At 68.3% G+C, this 23,118-nt stretch carries 21 protein-coding genes; 8 read left to right on the forward strand and 13 right to left on the reverse strand.

From position 1 onward, the window contains the following. Positions 1 to 44 precede the first annotated feature (44 nt). A complete protein-coding gene (locus EV653_RS08785; protein WP_238159637.1) occupies positions 45 to 842 on the forward strand; it encodes a TIGR02569 family protein in 798 nt (265 codons plus the stop codon). Here the strand turns inward: EV653_RS08785 and EV653_RS08790 are convergent. Next, positions 800 to 1,993 carry a Cmx/CmrA family chloramphenicol efflux MFS transporter gene (locus EV653_RS08790; protein WP_134099921.1) on the reverse strand — a complete coding sequence of 398 codons (1,194 nt, stop codon included), beginning with the start codon at positions 1,991 to 1,993 and terminating at the stop codon, positions 800 to 802. The two genes, EV653_RS08785 and EV653_RS08790, sit on opposite strands and share 43 nt — an antisense overlap. Positions 1,994 to 2,045: 52 nt before the next feature. Then, entirely contained in the window at positions 2,046 to 2,621 is a 576-nt protein-coding gene (locus EV653_RS08795) for a TetR/AcrR family transcriptional regulator (protein ID WP_134099924.1), read from the reverse strand. Positions 2,622 to 2,795: 174 nt separating this feature from the next. Between EV653_RS08795 and EV653_RS08800 the strand changes: the two genes are divergently transcribed. Further along, entirely contained in the window at positions 2,796 to 4,805 is a 2,010-nt protein-coding gene (locus EV653_RS08800; RefSeq protein ID WP_238159638.1) for a DUF1906 domain-containing protein, read from the forward strand. Here the strand turns inward: EV653_RS08800 and EV653_RS08805 are convergent. Further along, positions 4,802 to 5,674 (reverse strand): LysR family transcriptional regulator, encoded by an 873-nt coding sequence (locus EV653_RS08805; RefSeq protein WP_134099930.1) that lies wholly within the window; start codon positions 5,672 to 5,674, stop codon positions 4,802 to 4,804. The two genes, EV653_RS08800 and EV653_RS08805, sit on opposite strands and share 4 nt — an antisense overlap. 85 nt (positions 5,675 to 5,759) lie before the next feature. Here EV653_RS08805 and EV653_RS08810 point away from each other — a divergent pair, with 85 nt between their 5' ends. From EV653_RS08810 to ctaD, 3 genes are all read left to right on the forward strand, one after another. Next, a complete protein-coding gene (locus EV653_RS08810; protein ID WP_134099933.1) occupies positions 5,760 to 6,566 on the forward strand; it encodes an alpha/beta fold hydrolase in 807 nt (268 codons plus the stop codon). Further along, positions 6,563 to 7,363: an LLM class flavin-dependent oxidoreductase gene (locus EV653_RS08815; protein ID WP_134099936.1), complete on the forward strand. Its 801-nt coding sequence runs from the start codon at positions 6,563 to 6,565 to the stop codon at positions 7,361 to 7,363. The genes EV653_RS08810 and EV653_RS08815 overlap by 4 nt, the downstream gene beginning before the upstream one ends. A gap of 114 nt (positions 7,364 to 7,477) precedes the next feature. Next, positions 7,478 to 9,163 carry an aa3-type cytochrome oxidase subunit I gene (gene ctaD, locus EV653_RS08820; RefSeq protein ID WP_238159805.1) on the forward strand — a complete coding sequence of 562 codons (1,686 nt, stop codon included), beginning with the start codon at positions 7,478 to 7,480 and terminating at the stop codon, positions 9,161 to 9,163. On the opposite strand, the gene EV653_RS08825 is transcribed toward ctaD, so the two are convergent. The 4 genes from EV653_RS08825 to EV653_RS08840 form a co-directional block, all read right to left on the reverse strand. After that, positions 9,164 to 10,036: a helix-turn-helix domain-containing protein gene (locus EV653_RS08825; protein WP_134099942.1), complete on the reverse strand. Its 873-nt coding sequence runs from the start codon at positions 10,034 to 10,036 to the stop codon at positions 9,164 to 9,166. It abuts the gene before it with no gap. A gap of 44 nt (positions 10,037 to 10,080) precedes the next feature. After that, entirely contained in the window at positions 10,081 to 10,641 is a 561-nt protein-coding gene (locus tag EV653_RS08830) for an O-methyltransferase (RefSeq protein WP_166679321.1), read from the reverse strand. A gap of 883 nt (positions 10,642 to 11,524) precedes the next feature. Next, positions 11,525 to 12,199 (reverse strand): class I SAM-dependent methyltransferase, encoded by a 675-nt coding sequence (locus EV653_RS08835; protein WP_134099948.1) that lies wholly within the window; start codon positions 12,197 to 12,199, stop codon positions 11,525 to 11,527. Continuing rightward, on the reverse strand, positions 12,192 to 13,748 hold the full coding sequence (locus EV653_RS08840) for an ATP-dependent DNA ligase (protein WP_134099951.1): 1,557 nt from the start codon (positions 13,746 to 13,748) through the stop codon (positions 12,192 to 12,194). The genes EV653_RS08835 and EV653_RS08840 overlap by 8 nt, the downstream gene beginning before the upstream one ends. Before the next feature lie 105 nt (positions 13,749 to 13,853). On the opposite strand from EV653_RS08840, the gene EV653_RS08845 reads away from it, so the two are divergent. Further along, on the forward strand, positions 13,854 to 14,810 hold the full coding sequence (locus EV653_RS08845) for a hypothetical protein (protein WP_238159639.1): 957 nt from the start codon (positions 13,854 to 13,856) through the stop codon (positions 14,808 to 14,810). Positions 14,811 to 14,813: 3 nt separating this feature from the next. Here the strand turns inward: EV653_RS08845 and EV653_RS08850 are convergent, their stop codons facing one another. Further along, positions 14,814 to 15,776 carry a Dyp-type peroxidase gene (locus EV653_RS08850; RefSeq protein ID WP_134099954.1) on the reverse strand — a complete coding sequence of 321 codons (963 nt, stop codon included), beginning with the start codon at positions 15,774 to 15,776 and terminating at the stop codon, positions 14,814 to 14,816. A gap of 46 nt (positions 15,777 to 15,822) precedes the next feature. Here EV653_RS08850 and EV653_RS08855 point away from each other — a divergent pair, with 46 nt between their 5' ends. After that, positions 15,823 to 16,995 carry a CPBP family intramembrane glutamic endopeptidase gene (locus EV653_RS08855; protein ID WP_134099957.1) on the forward strand — a complete coding sequence of 391 codons (1,173 nt, stop codon included), beginning with the start codon at positions 15,823 to 15,825 and terminating at the stop codon, positions 16,993 to 16,995. 57 nt (positions 16,996 to 17,052) lie between these two features. Continuing rightward, positions 17,053 to 17,757, forward strand: a complete 705-nt coding sequence (locus EV653_RS08860; protein WP_134099960.1) for an HAD family hydrolase — start codon at positions 17,053 to 17,055, stop codon at positions 17,755 to 17,757. A gap of 107 nt (positions 17,758 to 17,864) precedes the next feature. On the opposite strand, the gene EV653_RS08865 is transcribed toward EV653_RS08860, so the two are convergent. The 5 genes from EV653_RS08865 to EV653_RS08885 form a co-directional block, all read right to left on the reverse strand. Beyond that, positions 17,865 to 18,824, reverse strand: a complete 960-nt coding sequence (locus EV653_RS08865) for a sigma-70 family RNA polymerase sigma factor (RefSeq protein WP_134099963.1) — start codon at positions 18,822 to 18,824, stop codon at positions 17,865 to 17,867. Positions 18,825 to 19,072: 248 nt separating this feature from the next. Further along, positions 19,073 to 21,154: a S9 family peptidase gene (locus EV653_RS08870; RefSeq protein WP_134099966.1), complete on the reverse strand. Its 2,082-nt coding sequence runs from the start codon at positions 21,152 to 21,154 to the stop codon at positions 19,073 to 19,075. Between the two features lie 45 nt (positions 21,155 to 21,199). Next, complete coding sequence (locus EV653_RS08875; RefSeq protein WP_134099970.1) at positions 21,200 to 22,003, reverse strand: exodeoxyribonuclease III; 804 nt, start codon at positions 22,001 to 22,003, stop codon at positions 21,200 to 21,202. Positions 22,004 to 22,012: 9 nt separating this feature from the next. Continuing rightward, positions 22,013 to 22,477 (reverse strand): hypothetical protein, encoded by a 465-nt coding sequence (locus EV653_RS08880; RefSeq protein WP_134099973.1) that lies wholly within the window; start codon positions 22,475 to 22,477, stop codon positions 22,013 to 22,015. Positions 22,478 to 22,482: 5 nt separating this feature from the next. After that, a complete protein-coding gene (locus EV653_RS08885; protein WP_134099976.1) occupies positions 22,483 to 23,073 on the reverse strand; it encodes a TetR/AcrR family transcriptional regulator in 591 nt (196 codons plus the stop codon). Between the last annotated feature and the right edge of the window lie 45 nt (positions 23,074 to 23,118).

Genomic DNA, 23,118 nt, shown 5'->3' on the forward strand with positions numbered 1-23,118 from the left:
TAAAACCTGGTGAGCCCGCGCCCTGTTGATGGCAAGGTGCGCACATGGTTGGTCCTTCTGAGGAAGTGCTGGACGCGTTCGGTCTGTCGGAGCCTGCGGTACTGCTTCCGGGCGGGCAGGGCGAGACGTGGCGGTCCGGTGCTGTCGTCCTGAAGCGCGCGGTTTCGGAGAGTGTGTGGCGGGCCGAGGTATTGGCGGAGCTGGCTGACTCCGAGGCATTCCGGGTTCCTCGGCCCGTGCGGAGCCTTCGCGGCGAATGGGTCGAGTTCGGGTGGGAGGCCAGCGAACTGCTCGCCGGTGCGACCGACGTGCGGCGGCAGGACGAGGTACTGACCGCAGCCGAGGCTTTCCACGCGGCCGTTGCCGGGTTGCCGCGGCCCGATTTCCTTGATGGGCGCAACGATCCATGGTCCGACGGCGATCGGATCGCCTGGCGCGAGCAGTTGTACGACGGCAGTCCGGCGTACGCCGAACTCACCGCGCCGCTCCTGGACGCGTGGCGACCGGTCGAGCTTGGGGACCAGGTCGTGCACGGGGATCTGCCGGGGAACGTGATGTTCGCCGACGGGCTGCCGCCGGCGATCATCGACTGGCCGGTGTACTGGCGCCCCCCGTCCTGGGCGTCGGCGGTCGCAGTTGCCGACGCACTGTGCTGGTACGGCGCCGAACCCGGGCTCGCCGCCCGTTGGGCGCACCTGCCCGAATGGGGCCAGATGCTGATCCGAGCGTTGATCTATCGAATGGCGACCGACGACCTGGCCGGAGGCGCCCCGACCTGGACCGAGGCCCGGCGTTCGGGTTATGCGCCGGTGATCGAGCTCTCGCTCTCGTACGCCGGCTGATCTCGACGCGACCGCTCGGCGGCCCGGATCGCGAGCGGAATGGTGCCGAAGGCAAGCACTCCGAGTCCGGCGCCGATCCAGCCGACCGCGGAGTACCCGGCGCCCGCGTCCAGCGCGAGCCCACCGAGCCAGGGACCGACCGTGATCCCGACGTTGAACGCGGAGATGTTGAACGCCGCGGCCAGCGTCGGCGCGGATCCGGCAACGCTGAACACCCTCGAGTTCACTGCCGGGTTCGTCGCGAACCCGAACGTCCCGACCGCGATGATCGCAGGTACGGCGAGCCACGGCGTACCCGTCGCGAGCGCAAGCACGACCGCCGCGACGATCACCCCGGTCAAGCTCAGAACCAGCGTGCCGAACGGGCGCCGGTCCGCGGTCCGTCCGCTGACAGTGATGCCGATCAGCGCGCCGACGCCGTACAGGGCCAGAATCGCCGGGATCCAACCGGCCGAGAGGCCAGTGGTGTCGGTGAGCAGGGGAGCGAGGTAGCTGAAGATCACCAGGATCGCGCCGGTCGACAGTGCGGTGGTGCCGTACGCGAGCCACAGCTGCGGATTCGCCATACTGCGCATTTCTTCGCGCAGCTGGGGAGTCCGCTCCGCCCGGCCCCGCGGGATCGTGGCGACGATGCCGATGATCGCGAGCGCCGACACTGCGGCGACCGCCCAGAAAGCGGACCGCCAGCCGAGGTGCTGGCCGAGCAGCGTGCCCGCGGGCAGACCGACGATCGTGGCGACGGTCAGTCCGCCGGCCAGGATGCTCATCGCCTTGGCGCGGGCCGCCGGCCCGGCGAGCTCGATCGCGGTCACCGAGGCGACCGCCCAGAATCCGGCGTACACGAACGCTCCGGCGACGCGGGTCGCGAGGAGTACGCCGTACGACGAGGTCAGCGCGCCGGCGACGTGGGTGAGCGCGAAGATCACCAGGAACGCGAGCATCGCCGCGCGGCGGGACCAGCGCAGGGTGGTGACGGCCAGGATCGGCGCGCCGACGAGCATGCCGACGGCGAACGCGGAGATCAGCAGGCCGGCGGCCGGGATCGACACGTCCAGGTCGGTCGCGATCTCCGGGAGCAGGCCGGCGAGCATCAGCTCGGACGTGCCCTGGGCGAAGATCGCCAGGCCGAGCAGATAGACAGCGCGAGGCATGAGGTCCTCTCGTCGTGGATCGTTCAGTGCAAAAGTGGGCAGGGGATGAAGCTCAGAAGCTGCGCAGCGTCGCCTCGACGACGGCCTGCTGGCTCGCGCGGTCGGCGCCGCGCCGAGCGGCGACGCGGAGACCGCCGAGCACGGTGAAGACGTACGTCGCGAGCCCGGTCGCGTCCTGCTCCGGGTCGACCTCACCGCCGGCCTGCGCCGCGCGGATCGCGTCGGCGAGGGCGGTCAGCTTGGTCTCGTGGTCCCGGTCGAGCAGGTCGATGATCTCGGCGTCCTTCGGGCCGAGTTCGACGATCGTGTTGATCACGAAGCAGCCGGTCGGATCGTCGGGATCCGGCTCGACCGCGGTCCACAGGATCTGCCGGACCCGTTCACGGATCGGTAGCGCGGCGTCTTCGATCACCTCGAGCTGAGGCGCGGTGAACCGGTCGACGTACCGACGCAGGGCGCGGTCGAACAGATCACGCTTGCTGCTGAAGGTGTTGTAGATGCTGCTGCGGCCGAGGCCGGTCGCCTCACACAGGTCCTGGGTCGAGGTCGCTTCGTAGCCGGCCGTCCAGAACACCCGCATCGCGGCGTCGATGGCGCGATCCTCGTCGAACGTCCTCGGTCTCGGCATGTCGCCGAGCATAGCATGTTATGGACTGATCGATCCAAAATAGGCCGCCGAACAGGTGAACCACCTGCGCCGATAGCATCCGGGCATCGAGGCGAGTGCCGGATGCTCTTCGACAAGAGCGCAGGTGCTCGCTTTCACTTGGGGGCTCTGATCGTCGATCATCTGGGGAGCACTGTGAGGTTGTTCAGACCTGGGGGGCTGGCAGTCGCCCTCGCACTGGTCGCGGGTGTCACCGCCACCACTTCAGCTGTCGCGGAGGGGACCAAGACGGTCTCGTACCGCGGCTACCAAGTCACCGTCCCGGCCGACTGGCCGGTCGTCGACCTGACCGCAGACCCGACGGCCTGCGTCCGGCTCGACCAGCCCGCGGTGTACCTGGGCCGCAGTACGTCGCAGGCCAAGTGCCCGGCGCACCTGGTCGGCCGCAGCTCCGGCCTGATCCTGGAGCCGCTCACCACGAACACGCCGTCCAGTGACGGACTGCTCCGGCGCACGGTCACCGACGCCGGCGTCCTTGCGACCGCGTACTACGCGCCGGGGGCGGAGCGGGCAGCGAGCGACGTACTCGCCACCGGTCGCGTGGTGACGAAGACGCCGTCCGCCCGGGTCGCGGCGCCGGCCGCCGTCACGCCGTCGGTGGTAGCCACGGGCAACTTCGCGGGAAACGGGTTCGATGCCTGCACCGCCCCGCCGCAGTCCACGATGGACGCGTGGCGACCGGCGTACCAGGGGATCGGCATCTACATCAGCGGTGGTCTCCGTGCCTGCGCGCAGCCGAACCTGACTCCGGACTGGGTGACCACGAACGCCAGTAAGGGCTGGCAGTTCCTCCTGATCGACGTCGGCTATCAGGCGCCCTGCACGACGTACAAGAGCCGGATGTCGTCGGTCGCCTCGACCGCCTTGGTCCAGGGCCGCAACGCCGCGATCAACGCGGTCGCCGCGGCGCAGGCGCTCGGCTTCGCGCAGCGGAGCGCGATCTACACCGACCTCGAGCCGTACGATTCGACTGCGGCCTGTAAGGCGGCGGTGCTGTCGTATGTGAGTGGCTGGACCCAGGAGCTGAATTCGCGAGGTTACCTGGGTGGCGCCTACGTCAACGCCACGCGCGGCGGTCCCGACCTGGTGAGCGGCTACGCGAGTACGGCGTACACGCGGCCGGACAACATCTGGATGGCGCAGTGGAACCGGACTCCGGGCACGATGTCGATCCCGGCTACCTACTGGAGCAATCACCAGCGCGTGCATCAGTACGACAGCGTGAGCGAGACCAACGGTGGCGTCACGATGTCGATCGACAAGGACTACCTGAACCTGACCGCTCCGCCGCCACCTGTCAGTAGCTTCACCGTCACCGGTGGCGTCGCGGCCGCGACGCTGCGGTGGACGAAGCCGGCCAACGTGACACTGGGGCAGATCATGGTCCGGAGCGCTGTCGGCTCGACTCCGCCGCCGCTGCCGACGTCCGGTACGGCTGTGTACAACGGCGGGGCCAGCCTGTTCACGCAGACCGGGCTGTCCAACTCGGCCAGCTACGCCTACCGCGTCTGGGTGAAGGACAGCAAGGGCAAGATCGGTCCTGGCGTCGACGTGCAGCTCGTCGGGTCGAAGGCGACGATCGGCGCGAGCGCGGCCTCGATCATGTATACGCAGGCGGTGACGCTGTCGACGGCCGTCAGCCGGATGGACGGTGTGAAGCTGGCCGGCGTACCGGCGGTCTTGTACGCGAAGGCGAAGAACGCGAGCAAGTGGTCGACGGTCGGATCGTTCACCACGGACGCCAACGGGATCGCGTCGACGTCGCAGAAGCCGGCCGTGTCGACGTACTACATGTGGGGCTACAACGGCGGCGGAGCGGTGCTCGGGACGCGGAGTACGGCGCCGCTCGTCCAGGTGCATCCGGCGCTGTCGGCGTATCTGACGCCGGGCGCGATCAAGCTGGGCGCGTCGACCTTGCTCTACGGGTACCTGAACCCGGCGCACGCCGGTACGACGGCGTACCTGCAGCGTCGTTCCGGCACAACCTGGGTGGCGGTGACGACCGGGAAGCTGACCACGAACGGGAAGTACGCGTTCAGCATCAAGCCGACCGTGCGCGGCACCTACACGTACCGCGTGGTGTGGCTGGCGGACGCTGACCACCAGGGGACGCAGACTGCCTCGAAGGTGCTGACCGTCAGTTAATCGGTGAGGCCGGCCGCCGCACTTCGCGCGAGCTCGATCGCATGGGCCGCGAGCGGTGAGTGCGTGCGGCCGGCCTGCCACAGCAAGAAGATCTCCCGCGCCGGGAGCTCGGGCGTCAGCTCGTGCAACCTGAGGCTCGGGTCGTCACGCAGTACGGCGAGACGCGGCGCGAGCGCTGCACCGAGGCCGGCGCGGACCATCGCGAGCAGGGCCTCGTTGCCCTCGGTGCGGAACACAAACTGCGGGCGGATGGCGCGGGCGCGTAAGAAGTCCTCGACCACCGCCTGGTGGCAGATCGCCGGATGCGCGACGAGTGGCAAGCCGTCGAGCGTCTCCAGCGGGACCGGCCCGGCCGGGAAGTCGCCCGGTCGCGCGACCAGGACGTACGGGTCGTCGAGGAGTTTGAGGTCCTCGATCGTGTCGTCGGTCCGTCCGTCGAAGAACATCAGGTCGAGTCCGGTGAGATCGGGATCGTCGGTCTCCTCCTCGAACAGCCGGATGTCGCAGCCCGGATGTGCGTCCCGCAACCCGCGAATCACCTGCGGCAGCAGCGTGTTCGAGACGGTCTGGAACGTGCCGATGTCGATCCGGCTGTCGCCCGCCCGGAATCGCTCGATCCCGTCGCTCAGCTCGTCGGCGCGACGCAGCAGGTCGCGCGCATGCTGCAGCAGGACAGCGCCGAGCGGCGTGATCCGCACCGGCTTCGGCCCACCAGGCCGGTCGAACAGCGGACCGCGTGCGGTCTTCTCGAGTACCGCGATCTGCTGGCTGACGCTCGACTGGGTGTACCCGAGCCGGCTCGCGGCGCGGCCGAACGATCCCTCGTCGGCGACGGCAACCAGCGTGGCCAGCTGACGTAACTCGTACATGACGGCACTCTATCGCCATTGGCGATCGCTTTGATAAGAATCAATCGCTTTTCACGATCGCCAGCCAGCTCCTACGGTCGTGCGTATGGAGAACTTCTACGAGGTCAACGGCATCGAACTCTGCGCGGAGACGTACGGCGATCCGGCCGATCCCGCCGTCCTGCTGATCCACGGCGCCACCGCCTCCATGCTGTGGTGGGACAGCCGGTTGTGCTCCGCTCTCGCCGCCCGCGGACGGTTCGTGATCCGCTACGACCAGCGCGACACGGGCCGGTCGACGTCGTTCCCGGTCGGGGAACCGGGCTACGCGATGAACGACCTGGCCGCTGACGCCGTCGGTCTCCTCGATGCCCTCGGCATCGAGAAGGCGCACGTGGTCGCGCAGTCGATGTCCGGCGGTACGGCGCTGATCCTCGGCGTCGACCACCCGTCCCGCGTCGCGTCCCTGACCTTCGTCTCGACGAGCACCGGCGATGAGGGCCTCCCACCGCCATCACCCGACATGCCACGACTGGGCACGCCGGACTTCAACGATCCCGCCGCGGTCGAGGAGTACGTCGTACGGTCGATCGAGGCTGAAGCCGCCGGGCATTTCGACGAGACGTCTGCCCGTACCTTGGTGCGGCAGGACATGGCGCGGGCCAAGAACTACGAGGGCTCACTGACGAACCACTTCGCGATGACCTTCGACGGCCCGCGCAACGGAGACTTCGGTGACCTGACGATGCCGGTTCTCGTGATGCACGGGGACGCTGACCCGTTGCTCCCGTTGCCGCACGGTGAGGCGGTGCGTGACGCCGTACCCGGAGCTCGGCTCGTGGTGCTGCCCGGCATGGGGCACGGGCTGTCGGCGCCGTACTGGGATTCGTTTGTCCACGAGGTGGGCCGATGAAGTTCGCGATCTGGCTGCCGTTGTTCGACGAGTTGTCCGACCCCCGCGAGGTCGCGCACCTCGCAGCGGCCGCTGAGGAAGCCGGGTGGGACGGGTTCTTCCTCTGGGACCAGTTGTGGTGGCGGGAACCGGTCCGGCTGGTGTCGGATCCGTGGATCGCGCTGAGCGCGATGGCCATGACCACCGAGCGGCTGCGGATCGGCCCGATGGTCTCGCCGATCGCGCGCCGGCGGCCGACCAAGTTGTTGCGCGAGACCACAACTTTGGATCGGCTGTCGGGTGGCCGGTTGACGCTCGGTGTCGGGCTGGGCAGCGATCGCTTCGCGCAGGAGTACTCGAAGACCGGTGAGGAGGTGAACGACCGGATTCGGGCCGAGATGCTGGACGAGACGCTCGACATCCTGACTGCGGGGTGGACTGGTGAGCCGGTTGCGTACCGCGGGAAGCACCACCTGGTCGACGACGTGCAGTTCCTGCCACGCCCGGTCACTGGTCGAGTGCCGGTGTGGATCGCCGGCTTCCCCGGCAACACCAAGCCGATCCGGCGAGCGGCCCGGTACGACGGCTTCTTCCCGGTCAACCTCACCTCGCCGGAGCAGGTCGCCGAGCCGGCGGCCGTACTCCGGGAATTGCGCGGCAATCTCGACAATTTCGACATCGCCGTGGCGCTCGAACCGGACGTCGATCCGCGTCCGTACGCCGACGCCGGTGCCACCTTGTGCCTGCTGGACGTCGACCCGGCGACCCTTCGGCTGGACGACGTACGCACGATGATCGCGGCCGGACCTCCGCGCTAGGGGGTGTTCCTGTCCGGTGCATAGGTGTCTAATCGAATGGTGGCCAGCGTCAGTGGACAGGCTGGGATCACCGAGCGCACCGGAGCGACTGCTGTCGGACTACGACGGCGGCCCATGGGGCAGGTGATCGGCAAAGTCCTGTCGACCACCGATCACAAGGTGATCGGCCAGCTGTACCTGATCACCTCGTTCATCTTCTTCCTGATCGGCGGCGTGATGGCGCTGATCATGCGTGCCGAGCTCGCCGAGCCGGGCCTGCAGCTCGTGAACGAGGAGACGTACAACCAACTGTTCACGATGCACGGCACGATCATGCTGCTGCTGTTCGCGACGCCGCTGTTCGTCGGGTTCGCCAACGTGATCATGCCGGTGCAGATCGGTGCTCCGGACGTGGCGTTCCCGCGGCTGAACATGTTCAGCTACTGGCTGTTCCTGTTCGGCGGCCTGATCGCGCTCGGCTCGTTCCTCACTCCGGGCGGGGCGGCCGACTTCGGCTGGACGGCGTACTCGCCGTTGTCGAACGCGGTCCGGTCGCCGGGCGTCGGTGGGGATCTGTGGATCATGGGTCTGTGGATGGCCGGTCTCGGCACCATCCTCGGTGGCGTCAACTTCATCACCACGATCGTCACGCTGCGGGCGCCGGGTATGACGATGTTCCGGATGCCGATCTTCTGCTGGAACATCCTGGTGACGTCGATCCTGGTTCTGATCGCGTTCCCGATTCTCGCGGCGGCGCTGCTGGTGCTCGAGGCGGACAGAACCTTGGGAGCCCATGTGTTCGATGCCGCGAACGGCGGCGCGATCCTCTGGCAGCACCTGTTCTGGTTCTTCGGACATCCCGAGGTCTACATCATCGCGCTGCCGTTCTTCGGCATCATCACCGAGATCCTGCCGGTCTTCAGCCGTAAGCCGGTCTTCGGTTACATCGGGCTGGTCGCGGCGACGATGGGCATCGGCGCACTGTCGATCGCCGTGTGGGCACACCACATGTTCGTGACCGGCGCGGTGAACCTGCCGTTCTTCTCGTTCATGACGTTCCTGATCGCGGTGCCTACGGGCGTGAAGTTCTTCAACTGGATCGGGACGATGTGGGGCGGCTCGCTGTCGTTCGACACCCCGATGCTCTGGGCGATCGGCTTCCTGACGACGTTCCTGTTCGGCGGTCTGACCGGGGTCATCCTGGCCTCGCCGGCCTTGGACTACCAGCTCTCTGACACATACTTCGTCGTTGCGCACTTCCACTACGTGGTGTTCGGGACGGTCGTGTTCGCGATGTTCGCCGGGTTCTACTACTGGTGGCCGAAGATGACGGGGCGGATGCTCGACGAGCGCTGGGGGAAGCTGCATTTCTGGCTGCTGTTCATCGGCTTCCACACGACGTTCCTGGTGCAGCACTGGCTGGGTGTCGAGGGCATGGCGCGTCGGTACGCCGACTACCAGGCATCTGACGGCTTCACGACCTTGCACCAGGTGTCGACCGTCGGTGCGTTCATCCTCGGGATTTCGAATCTGCCGTTCTTCTGGAACGTCTACAAGTCGCGGCGGCACCCGCTCGTCGAGGTGGACGATCCGTGGGGGTGGGGCCGGTCGCTGGAGTGGGCGACGAGTTGCCCGCCGCCGCGGCACAACTTCGACAAGCTGCCACGGATCCGGTCGGACTCGCCGGCCTTCGACTTCCACCACCCCGACATCGCGCTGTCGGAGTACGTCGACAACGAGGCCGGTGACGGCGGCTTGCTCGACGCGGGGGAGGACGCGGGACGCGTCAGGCACCTCAAGTCGACCGATACCGAGGACTAGTCAGCTCGCCAAGCGATCGATCAGGCGGGTCAGCTCGTGGTCGGTCTGCTGTGGCGACGGGCTGCTCGAGGCCAGTAGGTCCAGCGCCTGTGTGTAGGCCTCGACGTCCTCACGCTTGTCGAGGTACAGCGCGCTGGTCAGGTGCTCCAGGTAGACGATGTCGGGCAGATCGCGCTGCGGGAACCGAAGCAGCGAGAACGCCCCGCCGGTCGCTGCGTGACCGCTGCTCGCGAGCGGGATGATCTGGAGCGTCACGTTCGGCCGGGTGATCGCCTCGCGGAGCGCGGCGAGCTGGTTGCGCAGTACGTCGGGGCCGCCGATCGGGCGATGCAGCACCGACTCCTCGATGACGGCCCACAGCTTGAGCGGCGGCTCCCGGTCCAGCACCCGTTGGCGTCGGGTGCGCAGCGCGACGATCCGCTCGATCTCCGCTTCGGTCGGCACACCGGACGGAGTCAGCCGAGCGACGGCACGTGCGTACTCCGCGGTTTGCAGGAGTCCCGGGACGAATTGGATCTCGTACGTCCGGATCAGCTCGGCGGTCGCTTCGAGGCCGAGATACGCGTCGAACCAGTCCGGCGTGACATCGCCGTACCGATGCCACCATCCCGGGTCGTTGGCCTCGCGGGCGAGCTCCAGCAGCCGGTCCCGCTCGCGCGCCTCGTGCACGCCGTACAGCGTGAGGAGGTCGGCGACGTCGCGCTCCTTGAAGCCGACCCGGCCGAGCTCCAACCGGCTGATCTTCGACTCCGACGACCGGATCGCCCAGCCGGCGTCCGTCCGGGAGACACCGGCGCGCTCGCGCAGCTCCCGCAGATGACCACCGAGCATCATCCGCAAAGCCGTCGGCCCCACCACGCTTCGCCCCGCCATAGAGCGAGTCTACATCATTTTCGAACAGATGTTCCCATGCGATCTCACCCCACGCGGGTGCCCACCAACAGCGAATTCCGCAGATCCGGAAGCACCACCTCGGTCGCCACCAGACGTGAATCGCCGAAGAAGAACTCCCGCTTCGGGTCGTTCTCCCGGTACGGCGAGTCGGCAGGCAGCGCCTCAACCGGCGTGACGTCGTCGAACACGAGCCGCCCACCGATCCGCAGCAGCTCCACCACGCGATCGGACGGACCGCCGTCGACGAAGACCAGATCGAAGGGCGCCCGCAGCGCCAGCTCGTCGAACGCATCGCCCTGAACGACCTCGACCCGCGCCTCACCAGCAGACACCCGCCGTGCCGCCGCCACCCGACCCGGATCCAGCTCAACCGTCACCAGCCTGCAGTCCGCGGGCATCGCCGACGCCATCCACGCCGCCCCGACGCCGACGCCCGTGCCCATTTCGCCGATACGGCCGCCGAGGCACCCTGCCGCAAGGACGGCCAGGAACCGTCCTACGCCGGGCAGGCAGGCCGACGGGCCGGTTCCCTCTCGTGCCAGCGGCATGCCGACCTCTGCCGCAGCCACCTGCGCTCGCACCACCAACACAGGAAAGCGATCCACCCAACCGCCAGGCGTCGTCATTGCTCCGTGCATCGCGCTCCGTCCGCATCGCGCCTACCCGGAGCACCCTAGTACGACACATGCCGACCGCACGACGGCAAGCCGGCGGGGAGCGCGCCGTACGCTCGGGTCCTGCCGGGTGCTCAACCGCGGGTGCTGGCTCGTGGGGTGCGGGCGGGTGGCGGGTTTTGTGCCCGGTGACGGGATGTATCCCGTCAGCGGCGAAATATCCCGCCAGTGGGAGCGGGCTACGACCGTGCGGGGTGGGCGACCGGGAGGCTTCCCTGCATGAGCAAGAGCCGGCGGGGCGCGCCGCAGTACGCCCAGGTCCACGAACGCGCGGCGGCGAGGTCGGCGACGTACGTTGCGGCTGTCGCCGGAGATCCGGTACTGCGGAAGCACCTGTTGGGCGCCCGCCCGATGTCAGCACAGCTCCCGCCCGTGGCCGGCCTGGCTCTTGCCGCGCCGCTCAGGCCGTCAGCATTTGGTGGGTCCACCCACCAGGGTGGGGGTTGGCCACCCTGGTTCAGGGTGGCGAACCCTTCATGTGATGGGTTGACCCACCGAATGCGGTGGGTCGGCTAGCGGTGGCCGGGCGGACAGCGGTGCCGGCGGGTGCCGGCGGGTGCCGGACGGGCGGGGGCTGGCTCGCGGGGCCGGTGGCGGGTTTGTGCCCGCTGGCGGGATGTATCCCGTTAGCGGCGAAATGTCCCGCTGGTGGGAGCGGGCTACGACCGTGCGGGGTGGGCGACGGGAGGCTTCCCGGCATGAGCAGGTGGCGACGGCGACTTCTGGTGGACGTCGGGGCGCTGGCGGGGAGTCCGCGGTGCGACCAGTTCCAGACTTGGCGCAACTCGTTGAGTTAGTCGCGGAGGTACTCGGCTCGCCAGCGGAGGGTGGTGGGGTCGCTCGGGCTGGCGGCCTGGTCGAGCTGGATGAGGTGGAGGTCGGGAGCGGTGAAGGATCGGATGGCCGCGCGGGTGAGGGGCCAGGGTGGGCCTTGGGTCTCGTCGTCGGGTTGGTCGTCGGGGCGCGCGGCGGCGATGACCAGGAGGGTCCCGCCTGGGCCCACCAGTTCGGTGACCTGCTTGATGGCGTTGGGCTGCACGGGGATCGGGAGCGCCTGAACCGTGTAGATCTCGACGACAAGATCGAAGGCGCGATGCCAGTCGGCCGGCGGCGCCAGCAGGTCGGCGACGATGTAGTGCGCCTTGGAGTCCGGGTGGTTGCGGTGCGCCAGCTCGATCGCGGTGGGGGAGATGTCGAACGCGGTCGTGTCGTATCCGCGGTCCGCGATCAGCTCGGCGTCCCAGCCGGTGCCGGCGCCGACGACGAGTGCTGTCTTGCCGGTGCCGTCGGGCTGCGACTCATCGACCCACTCGATCAACTGCTGATGCGCCGTACCGCGATCCCACGGGACGATGGCAGATCCCTGCGCCGCCGCGGCGTACAAGTGCTCGAACCAGCCGGTCGGGTCGTCGCGCGCGATCGACTCGTGGGCGATCCGCCGGGAGGCGACATCAGGGTCCTCACTCATCAGCTGCGCCTTCTTCCCCAAGATCTGGACCGACGTGGATCGCGCGCACGGTCTGCACCGTATCAACGTCCGCGGGCCGCTTGTCCTCGCGATAACGAATCACCCGGGCGAACCGCAACGCCATCCCGGCCGGGTAGCGAGGCGACGTCTGCACCCCGTCGAACGCGATCTCGACCACCACCTCCGGGCGCAGGTAGACAGCCCAGTCGTCCCGCCGTACGGCGAGCTCCTGGAAGCGCTCCGTCTGCCACCGAAGGAGCTCGTCCGTCAGCCCCTTGAACGTCTTCCCGAGCATGACGAACTCGCCCGTCTCCTCGTCGCGCGCCCCGAGATGCAGGTTCGACAGCCAGCCCGTCCGACGACCATGACCCCACTCCGCCGCGAGCACGAGCAGATCCAGCGTGTGTGTCTGCTTGACCTTCACCCAGCCGGACCCGCGCCGCCCAGCTTCGTACGGCACGGTCAACGACTTCACCATCACGCCCTCGTGCCCGCGCCGGACCGCATCGGCGAAGAAGGCCTGCCCGGCCTCGGCGTCCTCGGTCACCAGCCGCGGCACCCGTCGCTCTTCCGGGATCAGCTTCGACAGCCACTCATACCGCGCAGCGCCGTCGAGCCCGAGCAGGTCCTGACCGTCCTGATGCAGGATGTCGAAGAAGTACGGCGTGAGCGGCACGGACTCCGGCCCCGTCGCTGCACGCGTCGCCGTCCGCGACCCGGTCACCTGGAACGGCTCCGGCCGCCCGTCAGGCCGCAGCGCGATCAGCTCACCATCGAGCACGACCTGCCGGGCATCCAGAGCGAGCACCGCTGTGACCACCTCAGGCACCCGAGTGGTGATGTCGTCGAGCGTCCGCGTGTAGACGACCACTTCGGCGCCGTTCCGATGCGCCTGGATCCGGATCCCGTCGAGCTTCCACTCGAGCGCTGCCGGCGTCCCCGTCTTCGTCAACGCCTCCGCGACCGTCGTCGCCGACTGCGCCAGCATCGGCTGCACCCCACGCCCGACCTCGAGCCCGAACTGGGCGAGCCCGGCCTCGCCCTCGGTCAGTACGGCGACGGCGACCGGAGCAGCCGCCCCACGCAGCATCGCCGCCGCCCGGATCTTGTCCAACGGAATCCCGGTGGCCCGAGCGACCGCGTCCGCCATCACGCCGTCGAGCGCGCCCTGACGCAACTCGCCGCCCACGAGCTGGCGCAGGAACGACTGCTCATCGGCCGTCGCCCGCGCGAACAACGCGTCCACGGCCTCCCGCCGGCGGGCCTGCACGCCGGCGCCTGACATCTCGGCCAGCTCCGCGAACGCCGCGTCGACCTCCTCGACCGTCAGCGACGGCTCAGCGGCCGGCTCCGGCGCGTCCATCAGCGTCCGCCAGCCGACCCCGGTCCGTCGTTGCCGCAGCTCGCCGGACAGGTACGTCACGACGATCTCGATCTCGGCCGGTTCAGTGGTCTTGGACAACAATCCGGCGATGAACTCCGCCTTCTTCAGCCGCGACCGGGTCCCGGCCAGCGCGGCCGATGTCGTGACCACCTCGGAGAGCAACATGCATCCAGTCTGGCCTATGGCACCGACAGGTTGGCTTTCACAACTTTCGAGGTGGCACCGGCATCGAGGGAAGTGTGAAAACTCGGCACTGAAGGGGGAATCGATATGCGACGCAGGATCGCGGCGGCGGCAGGCCTGCTCCTGGCCGGCCCCGCCCTGACAACCATCAGCCCGGCCCAGGCAGCCCAGTCCGCCCAGTCAGCCCAGTCCGCCCAGACAGCCCAGGCAGCACCCACGGCCACTGCCTGCTACATCCAGGCCGGCTCGGTGACCGCGGGGAAGGACCTCGTGGACAAGTACGTCCGGGCGACCTCGCCGATCTCGGTGAATCCGGTCGACACGATGGCGAAACAGCCGTTCGCCGGCACTGTCACCCTGAGCAGCGAGTGGGTCTGGGACGACGACTTCGATGACGACACCGCGCTGACCGGCGCCGTCGTCACCGGAGGCGTGCTGTACGACGGCGGCCTGCTCACCCGGAAGGGGACTGGCGGACAGGTCGTCAGCAGCCAGCTGAACCGCATCGGCGGTGGCTGGAACGACTTCCGCACCCTGACCAAGTCCTGGTCGGCGGACGGAGGAAGCAGCTACCGCACGTACGCCCTGCGCAACGACGGCGTGCTCTACCGGTGGTTCGTCAGCGAGGTCAACGGTAAGCCGGCCTGGCGTTCGGCGGGTTCGTACGCCGGGTTCGCATCGGTGAAGGCGGTCGCGCTGATCAGCAGGACGGCGACGTACGACACACTGCTGGCGACGACGCGTGGTGGCGCTCTGTACACGATCCGCATTCCGCTGACCTCGCCGATGAAGCCGGTCGTCAAGGCGCTGCGGACGAGCACCTGGCAGGGGTTCGAGTCACTCTTGACGACTCGTTGCGGTCAGTACGGCACGCTGCTCCTCGGCATCGACAAGGACACCGGTTCGGCATACCTGTACGCCCTTGGGCACGCCAACGGAACCGCGACGGTCATCAACAGCCTCGGCAAGGTGCCCGGGACGTTCGACGACCCGGTGAACTACAGCTGGGCGAGCTTCGTCGACCCGCCGCTGAACGGCGAGTGATCCTCAGGGCGCCGGCGGCAGATCGTCGAGGAAGTCCGACGTCGGGGTGAAGAACAGGCCACCCGTGACCGCTGTCGAGAAATCGAGCAGCCGGTCATGGGTGCCCTCGGGTACGCCGATGAACATCCGCCGCAGCATCAGCTCCGTCACCGCCGGGCTCTTCGCGTACCCGATGAAGTACGTGCCGAACTCCTGCGTGCCGATCGTGCCGAACGGCATGTTGTCGCGCAGGATCTGTTGCTGGTTGCCGTCCTCGTCCTCGATGACGTTGAGCACGATGTGGGCGTTGGCCGCCTTCTTCGCGTCGGGGAACTCGATGTCGTCCAGCTTGGTCCGGCCGACCGCGGCCTCCTGCTGCTCGACCGTCAGCGCGTTCCACGTCTTCAGGTTGTGCAGGTACTTCTGCACGATCACATAGCTGCCGCCCCGGAAGTCGGGATCCTCGTCGCCGATGAGTACGGCGGCCTCCGCGTCCGTGCCGGTCGGGTTCTCGGTCCCGTCGACGAAGCCGAGCAGGTCGCGCATCTCGAAGTACTTGAAGCCGTGTACTTCGTCGACGACCGTGGCGGCGCCGTCGAGGACATTCATGATCTGCTGGGCCAGCTCGAAGCACTGGTCCTGGTGGGAGGCCCGGATGTGGAAGAGCAGGTCGCCGGGCGTGGCCGGAGCGTGGTGGATCGCGCCTTTGACCTCGACGAACGGGTGCAACTCGGCAGGCCGCGGGCCGCTGAACAGGCGGTCCCAGACATCGGAGCCGATGCTGACCACACACGAGAGGTTGCCGTCGGGCACGCGGAAGCCGACCGAACGCACCAGACCGCTCAGCCGCTCCAGGAGGTCGCGGGTCCGGTCCTCGCCGCCTTCCTCGACCTGGACGACCAGGAAGATGGCCGAGCCGCTGAGCGGCATCAGTACGGACTGCGGCAGCGCATCCGTCGACCTGGATGTTTCCGGATCAGTAACCACCGTGTTTTCCCTCCGTGTGCTTGGCCCGATCTTCTAGAGTCCAGTCATGGACCCGCAACAGCCCGGGCCGCCACCGCAAGACCAACCGCAACCGGGCCCATACTCCCAGCCGGGGCAGTACCCACCGCCCCCGCCCCACCCCGGCCCGTATCCGGAGCAGTGGGGCGCGCCGCCCCCGCACCCGCAGCAGTGGGGCGCCCCGGCGCCATACCCGGCCCCGCACCCAGCGCCGTACCCGGTCCCGTATGCCTACCGCGAGCCCCGCATCATCCCCGCCCCGCCGGGTACGCCGTTCCACCGGCTCGCTCGTACTCCGAAGCACACGTGGTGGCGCCCGATCGTCGGGACACTGCTGCTCGGCGCGTTCGTCCTGTTCCTGACCACAGGCGTCGTCGTCGCCTGGACGATCGTGCACCGCCTGGTCGCTGGACCGTTCCCGACGCCGAGCGGGACGGACATCTTCCCGAGTGACACCGAGAACCTCGCCGTCACGCTGGTCATGCTCGGCATCCTGACCCCGTGCGTCGGCCTGGCCGCGTGGGTCGTCCAACGGAGGCCGTTCTGGAGCGTCGCCTCGGTCCTGAACAAGATCCGCTGGCGCTGGCTGCTGCTGTGCTGCGTGCCGGCCCTCGGCTACCTCGCCCTGTCGTACGTGATGGGCCTGCTGGTCGATGCGATCTTCCCGCCCGATGACGCGATCGGCAACGACGGAGGATCATGGGTCGGCTTCGGCGCGTTCGTCGTACCGGCGCTGGTGATCCTGCTCCTGGTGCCGTTCCAGTCGGCCGCCGAGGAGTTCATGTTCCGCGGGTGGCTGATCCAGGCGGTCGGCGCCTACGGGCCGGACAACCCCGAGGGCAGGGCCCGCTGGGTGCGGACGCTCTTCCGGTCGCCGTGGCCGGGCATCGTGATCGGCGGTGCGGCGTTCGTGTCGGCGCACGGGTACACGGGGTGGGCGATGGCCGACGTGTTCCTGTTCGCGCTCACCGTCGGTTGGCTGACGGTCCGGACCGGGGGACTGGAGGCCGGCATCGCCCTGCACGCGCTGAACAACGTGCTCGCGTTTATGTTGCCTGCGGCAACTGGTCAGCTGTCCGGCTGGGACGAGCAGGGCGGCGCGCCCTGGACGTTGCTGGCCTCGGACATCCCGTGCCTGGCGTTTTACGCGTTCGCGATCACCTGGCTGGCCAGGCGTCAGCAGGTCGCCAGAGTCAGCTGAACAGGTGAGCTGAAAAGCAGGCGAGAACTGTCGGCCGGCTCTGGCAGGCTGTGCCGCGTGACGAACGTGAAGATCGAGGCCGTCCTGTTCGACTGGGGCGGCACACTGGCAACCTGGCACGACATCGACCTGCGCGAGACCTGGCGAGCGGTCGCCGCGGTGCTCGACGAGGCGCAGGCCGACGAGCTGGCGGCCCGGCTCGTGGCAGCCGAGGGGTCGATCTGGCGGCGCTCCCGCGACGAGCATCTCAGCAGCACGCTGGAGGAAGTGTGCACGCTGGCCGAGATCGTGATGAGCCCGGCGGCCCAAGAGGAGTACGACCGGCAGTGGGACCCGCACACCGAGCTGGAGCCGGACGCGATCGACACGCTGCGGGAGCTTCGCGCGCGTGGGCTGAAGGTCGGCGTGCTGTCGAACACGATCTGGCCCCGGCAGCGGCACGAGGAGATCTTCGTGCGGGACGGCGTCCACGAGCTGCTCGACGGCGCGGTCTACACCAGCGAGATCGCGCACACGAAGCCGCACCCGGAGGCGTTCCTGGCCGCGATGCGTGCGGTCGGAGTGTCGGAGCCGTCACGCTGCCTGTTCGTCGGCGACCGGCTGTTCGACGATGTCTGGGGCGCGCAGAACGTCGGCATGCGGGCCGTGCACCTGCCGCACAGCGCGATCCCGACCGAGCAGATCGGCCACACCGAGGGTACGCCGGACGCCACCATCCAGCGCCTCTCGGAGCTCCCCGCACTGATCGACAGCTGGAACTGACCACGGAGATACACAGGGAACTACACCGGGAAATACACAGGGACAAACCGAAGGACCCCCGAGCCGGATCGCGGCTCGGGGGTCCTGAGGGGTTTCGGAGTGGTGTGTTACGCGGCCAGCGTCGGGTCTGCCATCAGGCGGAGGCGACCCAGCGCCTCGCGCTCGATCTGGCGGACTCGCTCCGCCGAGATGCCGTGCACCGCGCCGATGTCGGCCAGCTTGGCCTGGCGGCCGTCGTGCAGGCCGTAGCGGCGCCGGATCACGTCCGCCGACCGCGGGTCGAGCTGGTCGACCAGACTGAACAGACCCGAGCGGTCGGACGCGTCCGCGACCAGCTGGTCCGGACCCGGCGCGGTCTCGGCCGCGATCAGGTCACCCAGCGAGGTCTCGCCCTCGTCGTCGACCGGGCTGTTCAGGCTGATGTGGTCCCGGCCGATGCGGATCAGTTCGGTGACCCGCTCCTCTTCCAGACCCAGCTCTGCCGCGATCTCTTCGATCTCCGGCTCACGCCCGAGCTTGCGCTCCAGGGTGCGCCGCGCCGACCCGATCTGGTTCAGCTGCTCCACCACGTGCACCGGCAGCCGGACAACCCGGGCCTGCTGCGCGATACCGCGGGTGATGGCCTGCCGCACCCACCAGGTCGCGTACGTCGAGAACTTGAAACCCTTCCGGTAGTCGAACTTCTCCACCGCGCGGATCAGTCCCGTGTTGCCCTCCTGGACCAGGTCCAGCAGCGGCATCTGGGACCGCCCGTAGCGGCGGGCGATCGACACCACGAGCCGGAGGTTCGCGGTCACGAACCGCTGCTGCGCGCGCCGGCCCGCTTCGGCCAGCCACTCCAGCTCCTCCTCCGTCGCATATTTGGGCGCTCCGCCCTTCTTACGTCCAACCCGCCCCTCGGCCAGCAGTTGCTCCGCAAGGAGTCCTGCTTCGACCGTCTCAGCGAGCTCGACCTCTTCCTCAGCCGTCAGCAAAGGCGTGCGTGCGATCTCTTCGAGGTAGAGACCTACACTGTCCTTGCCGTCGATACCGTCGTCCGTTGACCGGATACGAGCCATGCGAGCCACCGAAACTCCCTTCGTCGTTACATGGAGAGCAACGCTCGAGTAGGGTTCAAGATTCCGGTACCAGTGTGTAAACACCCTGAAGGTTCCCTGAGAGTTCCCGGCAGCGATTCCGCCGTGGAAACCGGTGTCCCGCAGCTTTTGCTGGGGTGTTAAGCCCGACACTCCGCGCCGAACCTGAGAATCCGTCCAGAAATCCGTCCCTGGATGTGTTGCACAACACACACCCAGGGACAGATATTCCTTCTGGTTCAGCTCAGGCCGAGCGTGTCCAGTTCCCAGGCCAGCGTGAACGCGACCTCGCGCCAGGCGTCGTACCGCCCGCTGCGGCCGCCGTGGCCGGCTTCCATTTCGGTCTTCAGCAGTACGTCGGCGTCACCGGCCGCGGTCGCGCGGAGTTTCGCCACCCACTTGGCCGGCTCGACGAAGAACACCCGGGTGTCGTTCAGGCTGGTGATGGCCAGGATGCGCGGATAGTGCTGCGCGGCAACGTTTTCGTACGGCGAGTAGGACTTCATGTACTCGTAGACGGCTTTGTCCTCGAGCGGATTACCCCATTCCTCCCACTCGATCACGGTGAGCGGCAGCGACGGGTCGAGGATCGTGGTCAGCGCGTCCACGAACGGGACCTCCGCGACGATTCCGCCGAACGCTTCCGGGGCCAGGTTCGCGACCGCGCCCATCAGCAGACCGCCGGCGCTGCCGCCCTGCGCGACGATCCGTTCCGGCCTGGTCCAGCCGGCCTGCACCAGGTGTTCCGCGGCCGCGATGAAGTCGGTGAACGTGTTGCGCTTCGTGAGCATCTTGCCGTCGTCGTACCACTGCCGGCCGAGCTCGCCACCGCCGCGCACGTGCGCGATCGCGAACACGACGCCGCGGTCGAGCAGCGACAGCCGCGGGATCGAGAACCACGGATCCATCGACGACTCGTACGACCCGTAGCCGTACAGCACGACCGGTGCGTTCCCGTCCTTCGCGACGTCCTTGCGCGCGACCATCGAGATCGGCACCTTCGTCCCGTCGGGCGCCGTCGCCCATTCGCGGTACTGCGTGTACGCGCTCAGGTCCACGCCGCCGAGAACAGGCTGCTGCTTCAGCAATCGGCGCTCGCCCGTCGCGACGTCCACGTCGTACGTCGAACCGGGCGTGACGAGCGACGTGTACCCGAAGCGGTACCGGGTTTCGTGCCACTCGTCGTTGCGGCCGGGGGAGACCGTGTGGATCGGCTCGTCGAACTCCAGCGCCTCGGGCACGCCGAAGGATCCATCGGTGCGGCGCATGATCGCGAGCTCGGTCAAAGCGTTGCGGCGCCGGTAGAGGATCACGTGGTCGGCGAAGGCGTCGGTGCCGAGCAGGCGGCTGGTCTCGTCGCCCTCGATCAGCGTCGTCCAGTCGCCGGGGGAGTCCAGCGGGGCCGACGCCAGCGAGAAGTTGGCGGCCTCCGCGTTGTGCGTGATCAGGAGTTGGTCGCCGGCGTGCTCGACGTCGTACTCGACGCCCTCGCGCCGCGGCGCCACGACGACTGGCTCGCCGGTCGGGTCGTTGGCGTCGAGGAGCCAGACCTCGCTGGTGAGCTTGCTGCCGAGCGCGATCATGATCGCCCGCTCGTTGCGGGTCAGGTCGACGCCGACCCAGAAGCGCTCGTCCGGCTCCTCCATCACGAGGACGTCGTCCGTCGTACCCAGGGTGTGCCGCCAGACCTGGTACGGGCGCCAGGCGTCGTCGACCTTGGTGTAGAAGATCGTCGAGCCGTCCGCGGACCAGGCCGAGCCGTAGTGCACCTCGGGCAGCTCGTCGGGCAGCAGCTCACCGGTGCTGAGGTCCTTGATCCGCAGAGTGAACCGCTCGTCACCCTTGAGGTCGACGGAGTACGCGAGCAGACGGCCGTCGGGGGAGACGTCGACAGTGCCGAGCGAGAAGAACTCGGAGTCTCCGGCCACCTCGTTCCCGTCCAGCATCACCTCTTCGCCGGCGATCTCGCCGTCGGTCGCGGGCGGCTCGTCGCCGTCCACCTTGACCCGGCAGTGCAGCGAGTACTGCCGGCCCTCGATCGTGCGCGTGTAGTACCAGTACCCGCCGCGTCGCGCCGGGACGCTCAGGTCGGTCTGCAGGGTCCGGTCCGAGATCTCGCGAAAGATTGCCTCACGCAACGATTCCAGAGGCGCCGTGCGGGCCTCGGTGTATTCGTTCTCGGCGCGCAGGTACCCCAGCACCTCGTCGTCGGTCTTGTCCCGCAACCACTCGTACTCGTCGACGAACACATCGCCGTGATGCACCCGCTCAACCGGCTTGCGGGCAGCAACCGGCGGCGTGACAGAAGAAGTCTCGGACATGCCGCGAGACTACCTGCCACGTTGCCGTCTCCGCGCAGGCTTTCCCTAGAGGTCGTACGTCGCGACGACCGGCGCGTGGTCGCTCCAGCGCTCGGCGTACGTCGGGGCGCGATGGACGACGCAACTCGTGGCTGCGGTCGCCAGTTCGGGGGACGCGATCTGGTAGTCGATGCGCCACCCGACGTCGTTGTCGAAGGCCTTGCCGCGCCACGACCACCACGAGTACGGCCCGGGTCCTTCGCCGCCGAAGCGACGGCCGAGGTCGACCCAACCGGCCTCGAACAGGCGGTCCATCCAGGCACGTTCTTCGGGCAGGAAGCCGCTCTTCTTGCGGTTGGCCTTCCAGGCCTTCAGGTCTTCCTCGCGGTGAGCGATATTCAGGTCGCCGCACATCAGCACGTGCCGCCCGTCGGCGCGCAGTTCGGTCAGGCGGGCCGTGATCGCGTCGAGGAACGCGTACTTCTCCTCCTGCCGTGGCGGCGTCTCGAACTCCCCGGTGAACACGTACGTGCTCACCGCGGTCAGCGTCGAACCGTCGTCGAGTACGACGTCCGCCTCGACCCACCGCCCGGTCCCGGCGAACCGCTCCGGACCGATCTCGCCGCGCTCGTCCTTGATCGGCCGACGGCTCGCCACCGCGACCCCGGCGCGTCCCTTGTGTCCGTCGATCGCGGGCTCTGCGTGCGCGATGTTCCAGTCGCCTCCGAGGAGCTCCCGCAGTACGTCGTCAGTCGCCCGGACCTCCTGCATCAGCAACAAGTCCGGGTCCGTGTCGTCCAGCCACGGCTGCATCCCGCGCCGGAAGGCGGCCCTGATTCCGTTCACGTTCACCGTGGCAACCGTCAGCACGCGGGAACCCTACCCTCTGTGGTGCCCCGGCTTGACGACCATCAGCACCAGCACGACCAGCCAGAGCAGCGCGAAGATCCCGGACGTCATCGAGAGCAGCTTCGCCTTCGACAGCACGGCGCCGCGTTCCTCGGTCGTCCCGCCGATGACCGCCAGCACACTGGACTGCGCCGGTGCGACGAGGAAGGCGAGTACCAGCGCCGCCGCCAACGTGAGCACGATCGAGATGATCAGCCAGGCCTCGCCCATGACGTGCATGCTGCCCGCGAGAGCGAATCCGAAGACCGGGACCGCGAGGCTCGCCCAGGCGTAGACGTTGGTGATCCGGTGGAGCACCTGCAATCCGCCTGCGTCCGGGCTCTCGGCGGTCAGCGCGCGCTTCGCGATCGATGGGAACATGCTGGTCGCCACGGTCACCGGGCCGACGCAGAGGATGGCCGCGAGGATGTGGACGGTCAGGAAGAACTTGTTCATCACGCTCACTCGGAAGTCGTCGTGAGGATCGCGTCCAGCGACTGCTCGCAGAGACGTTCGAGGGATTCCGGCGAGACGGTCGGGTCGTCGATCCACACCAGGAGGGTCTGTTCGACGTAACCCTGCCAGCCGTGGCACGCGAGCTCGACGACGGGGGTGACCTCGATGCCACGCTCAGCGACCGCATTGATCACCCACTGGCTGAACACACGGCGCAGATCGGAGTGCAGCGCGCGGATCTCCGGATCGCCGGCGGCCGACATCAGCAGCGTGGCGCGGTAGAGCTGCGGGGCTTCGAGTACGGCGCGGACGAACGCGCGGATGCCCGAGCGGAGCTGCTCGTCCGGTGGGAGCGACGGATCCGGGGCGGTCCGCAGCATGACCTCCGCGGCGGCCTCCTCGATGACGGCGTACTGGAACTTCTTCTTCGAGCCGAAGTAGTGGAACAGGAGAGCGGGGGAGACGCCGGCCTGCGCGGCGACGAGCTCGACCGTCAGCTCGCGGTGCGGGTCCGCGAGCAGCACCTGGCGCGCAGCCGCGAGAATCTGCGCCCGCCGCTCGTCGGGGCGCAGTCTGGCGGAGGAGGTCTGGCTCATCCGGCCAGTCTATTGAGTAAATGGTCAACAAGCACTTACTGTTGA

The organism is Kribbella pratensis (genome assembly GCF_004365355.1).
Taxonomy (GTDB): domain Bacteria; phylum Actinomycetota; class Actinomycetes; order Propionibacteriales; family Kribbellaceae; genus Kribbella.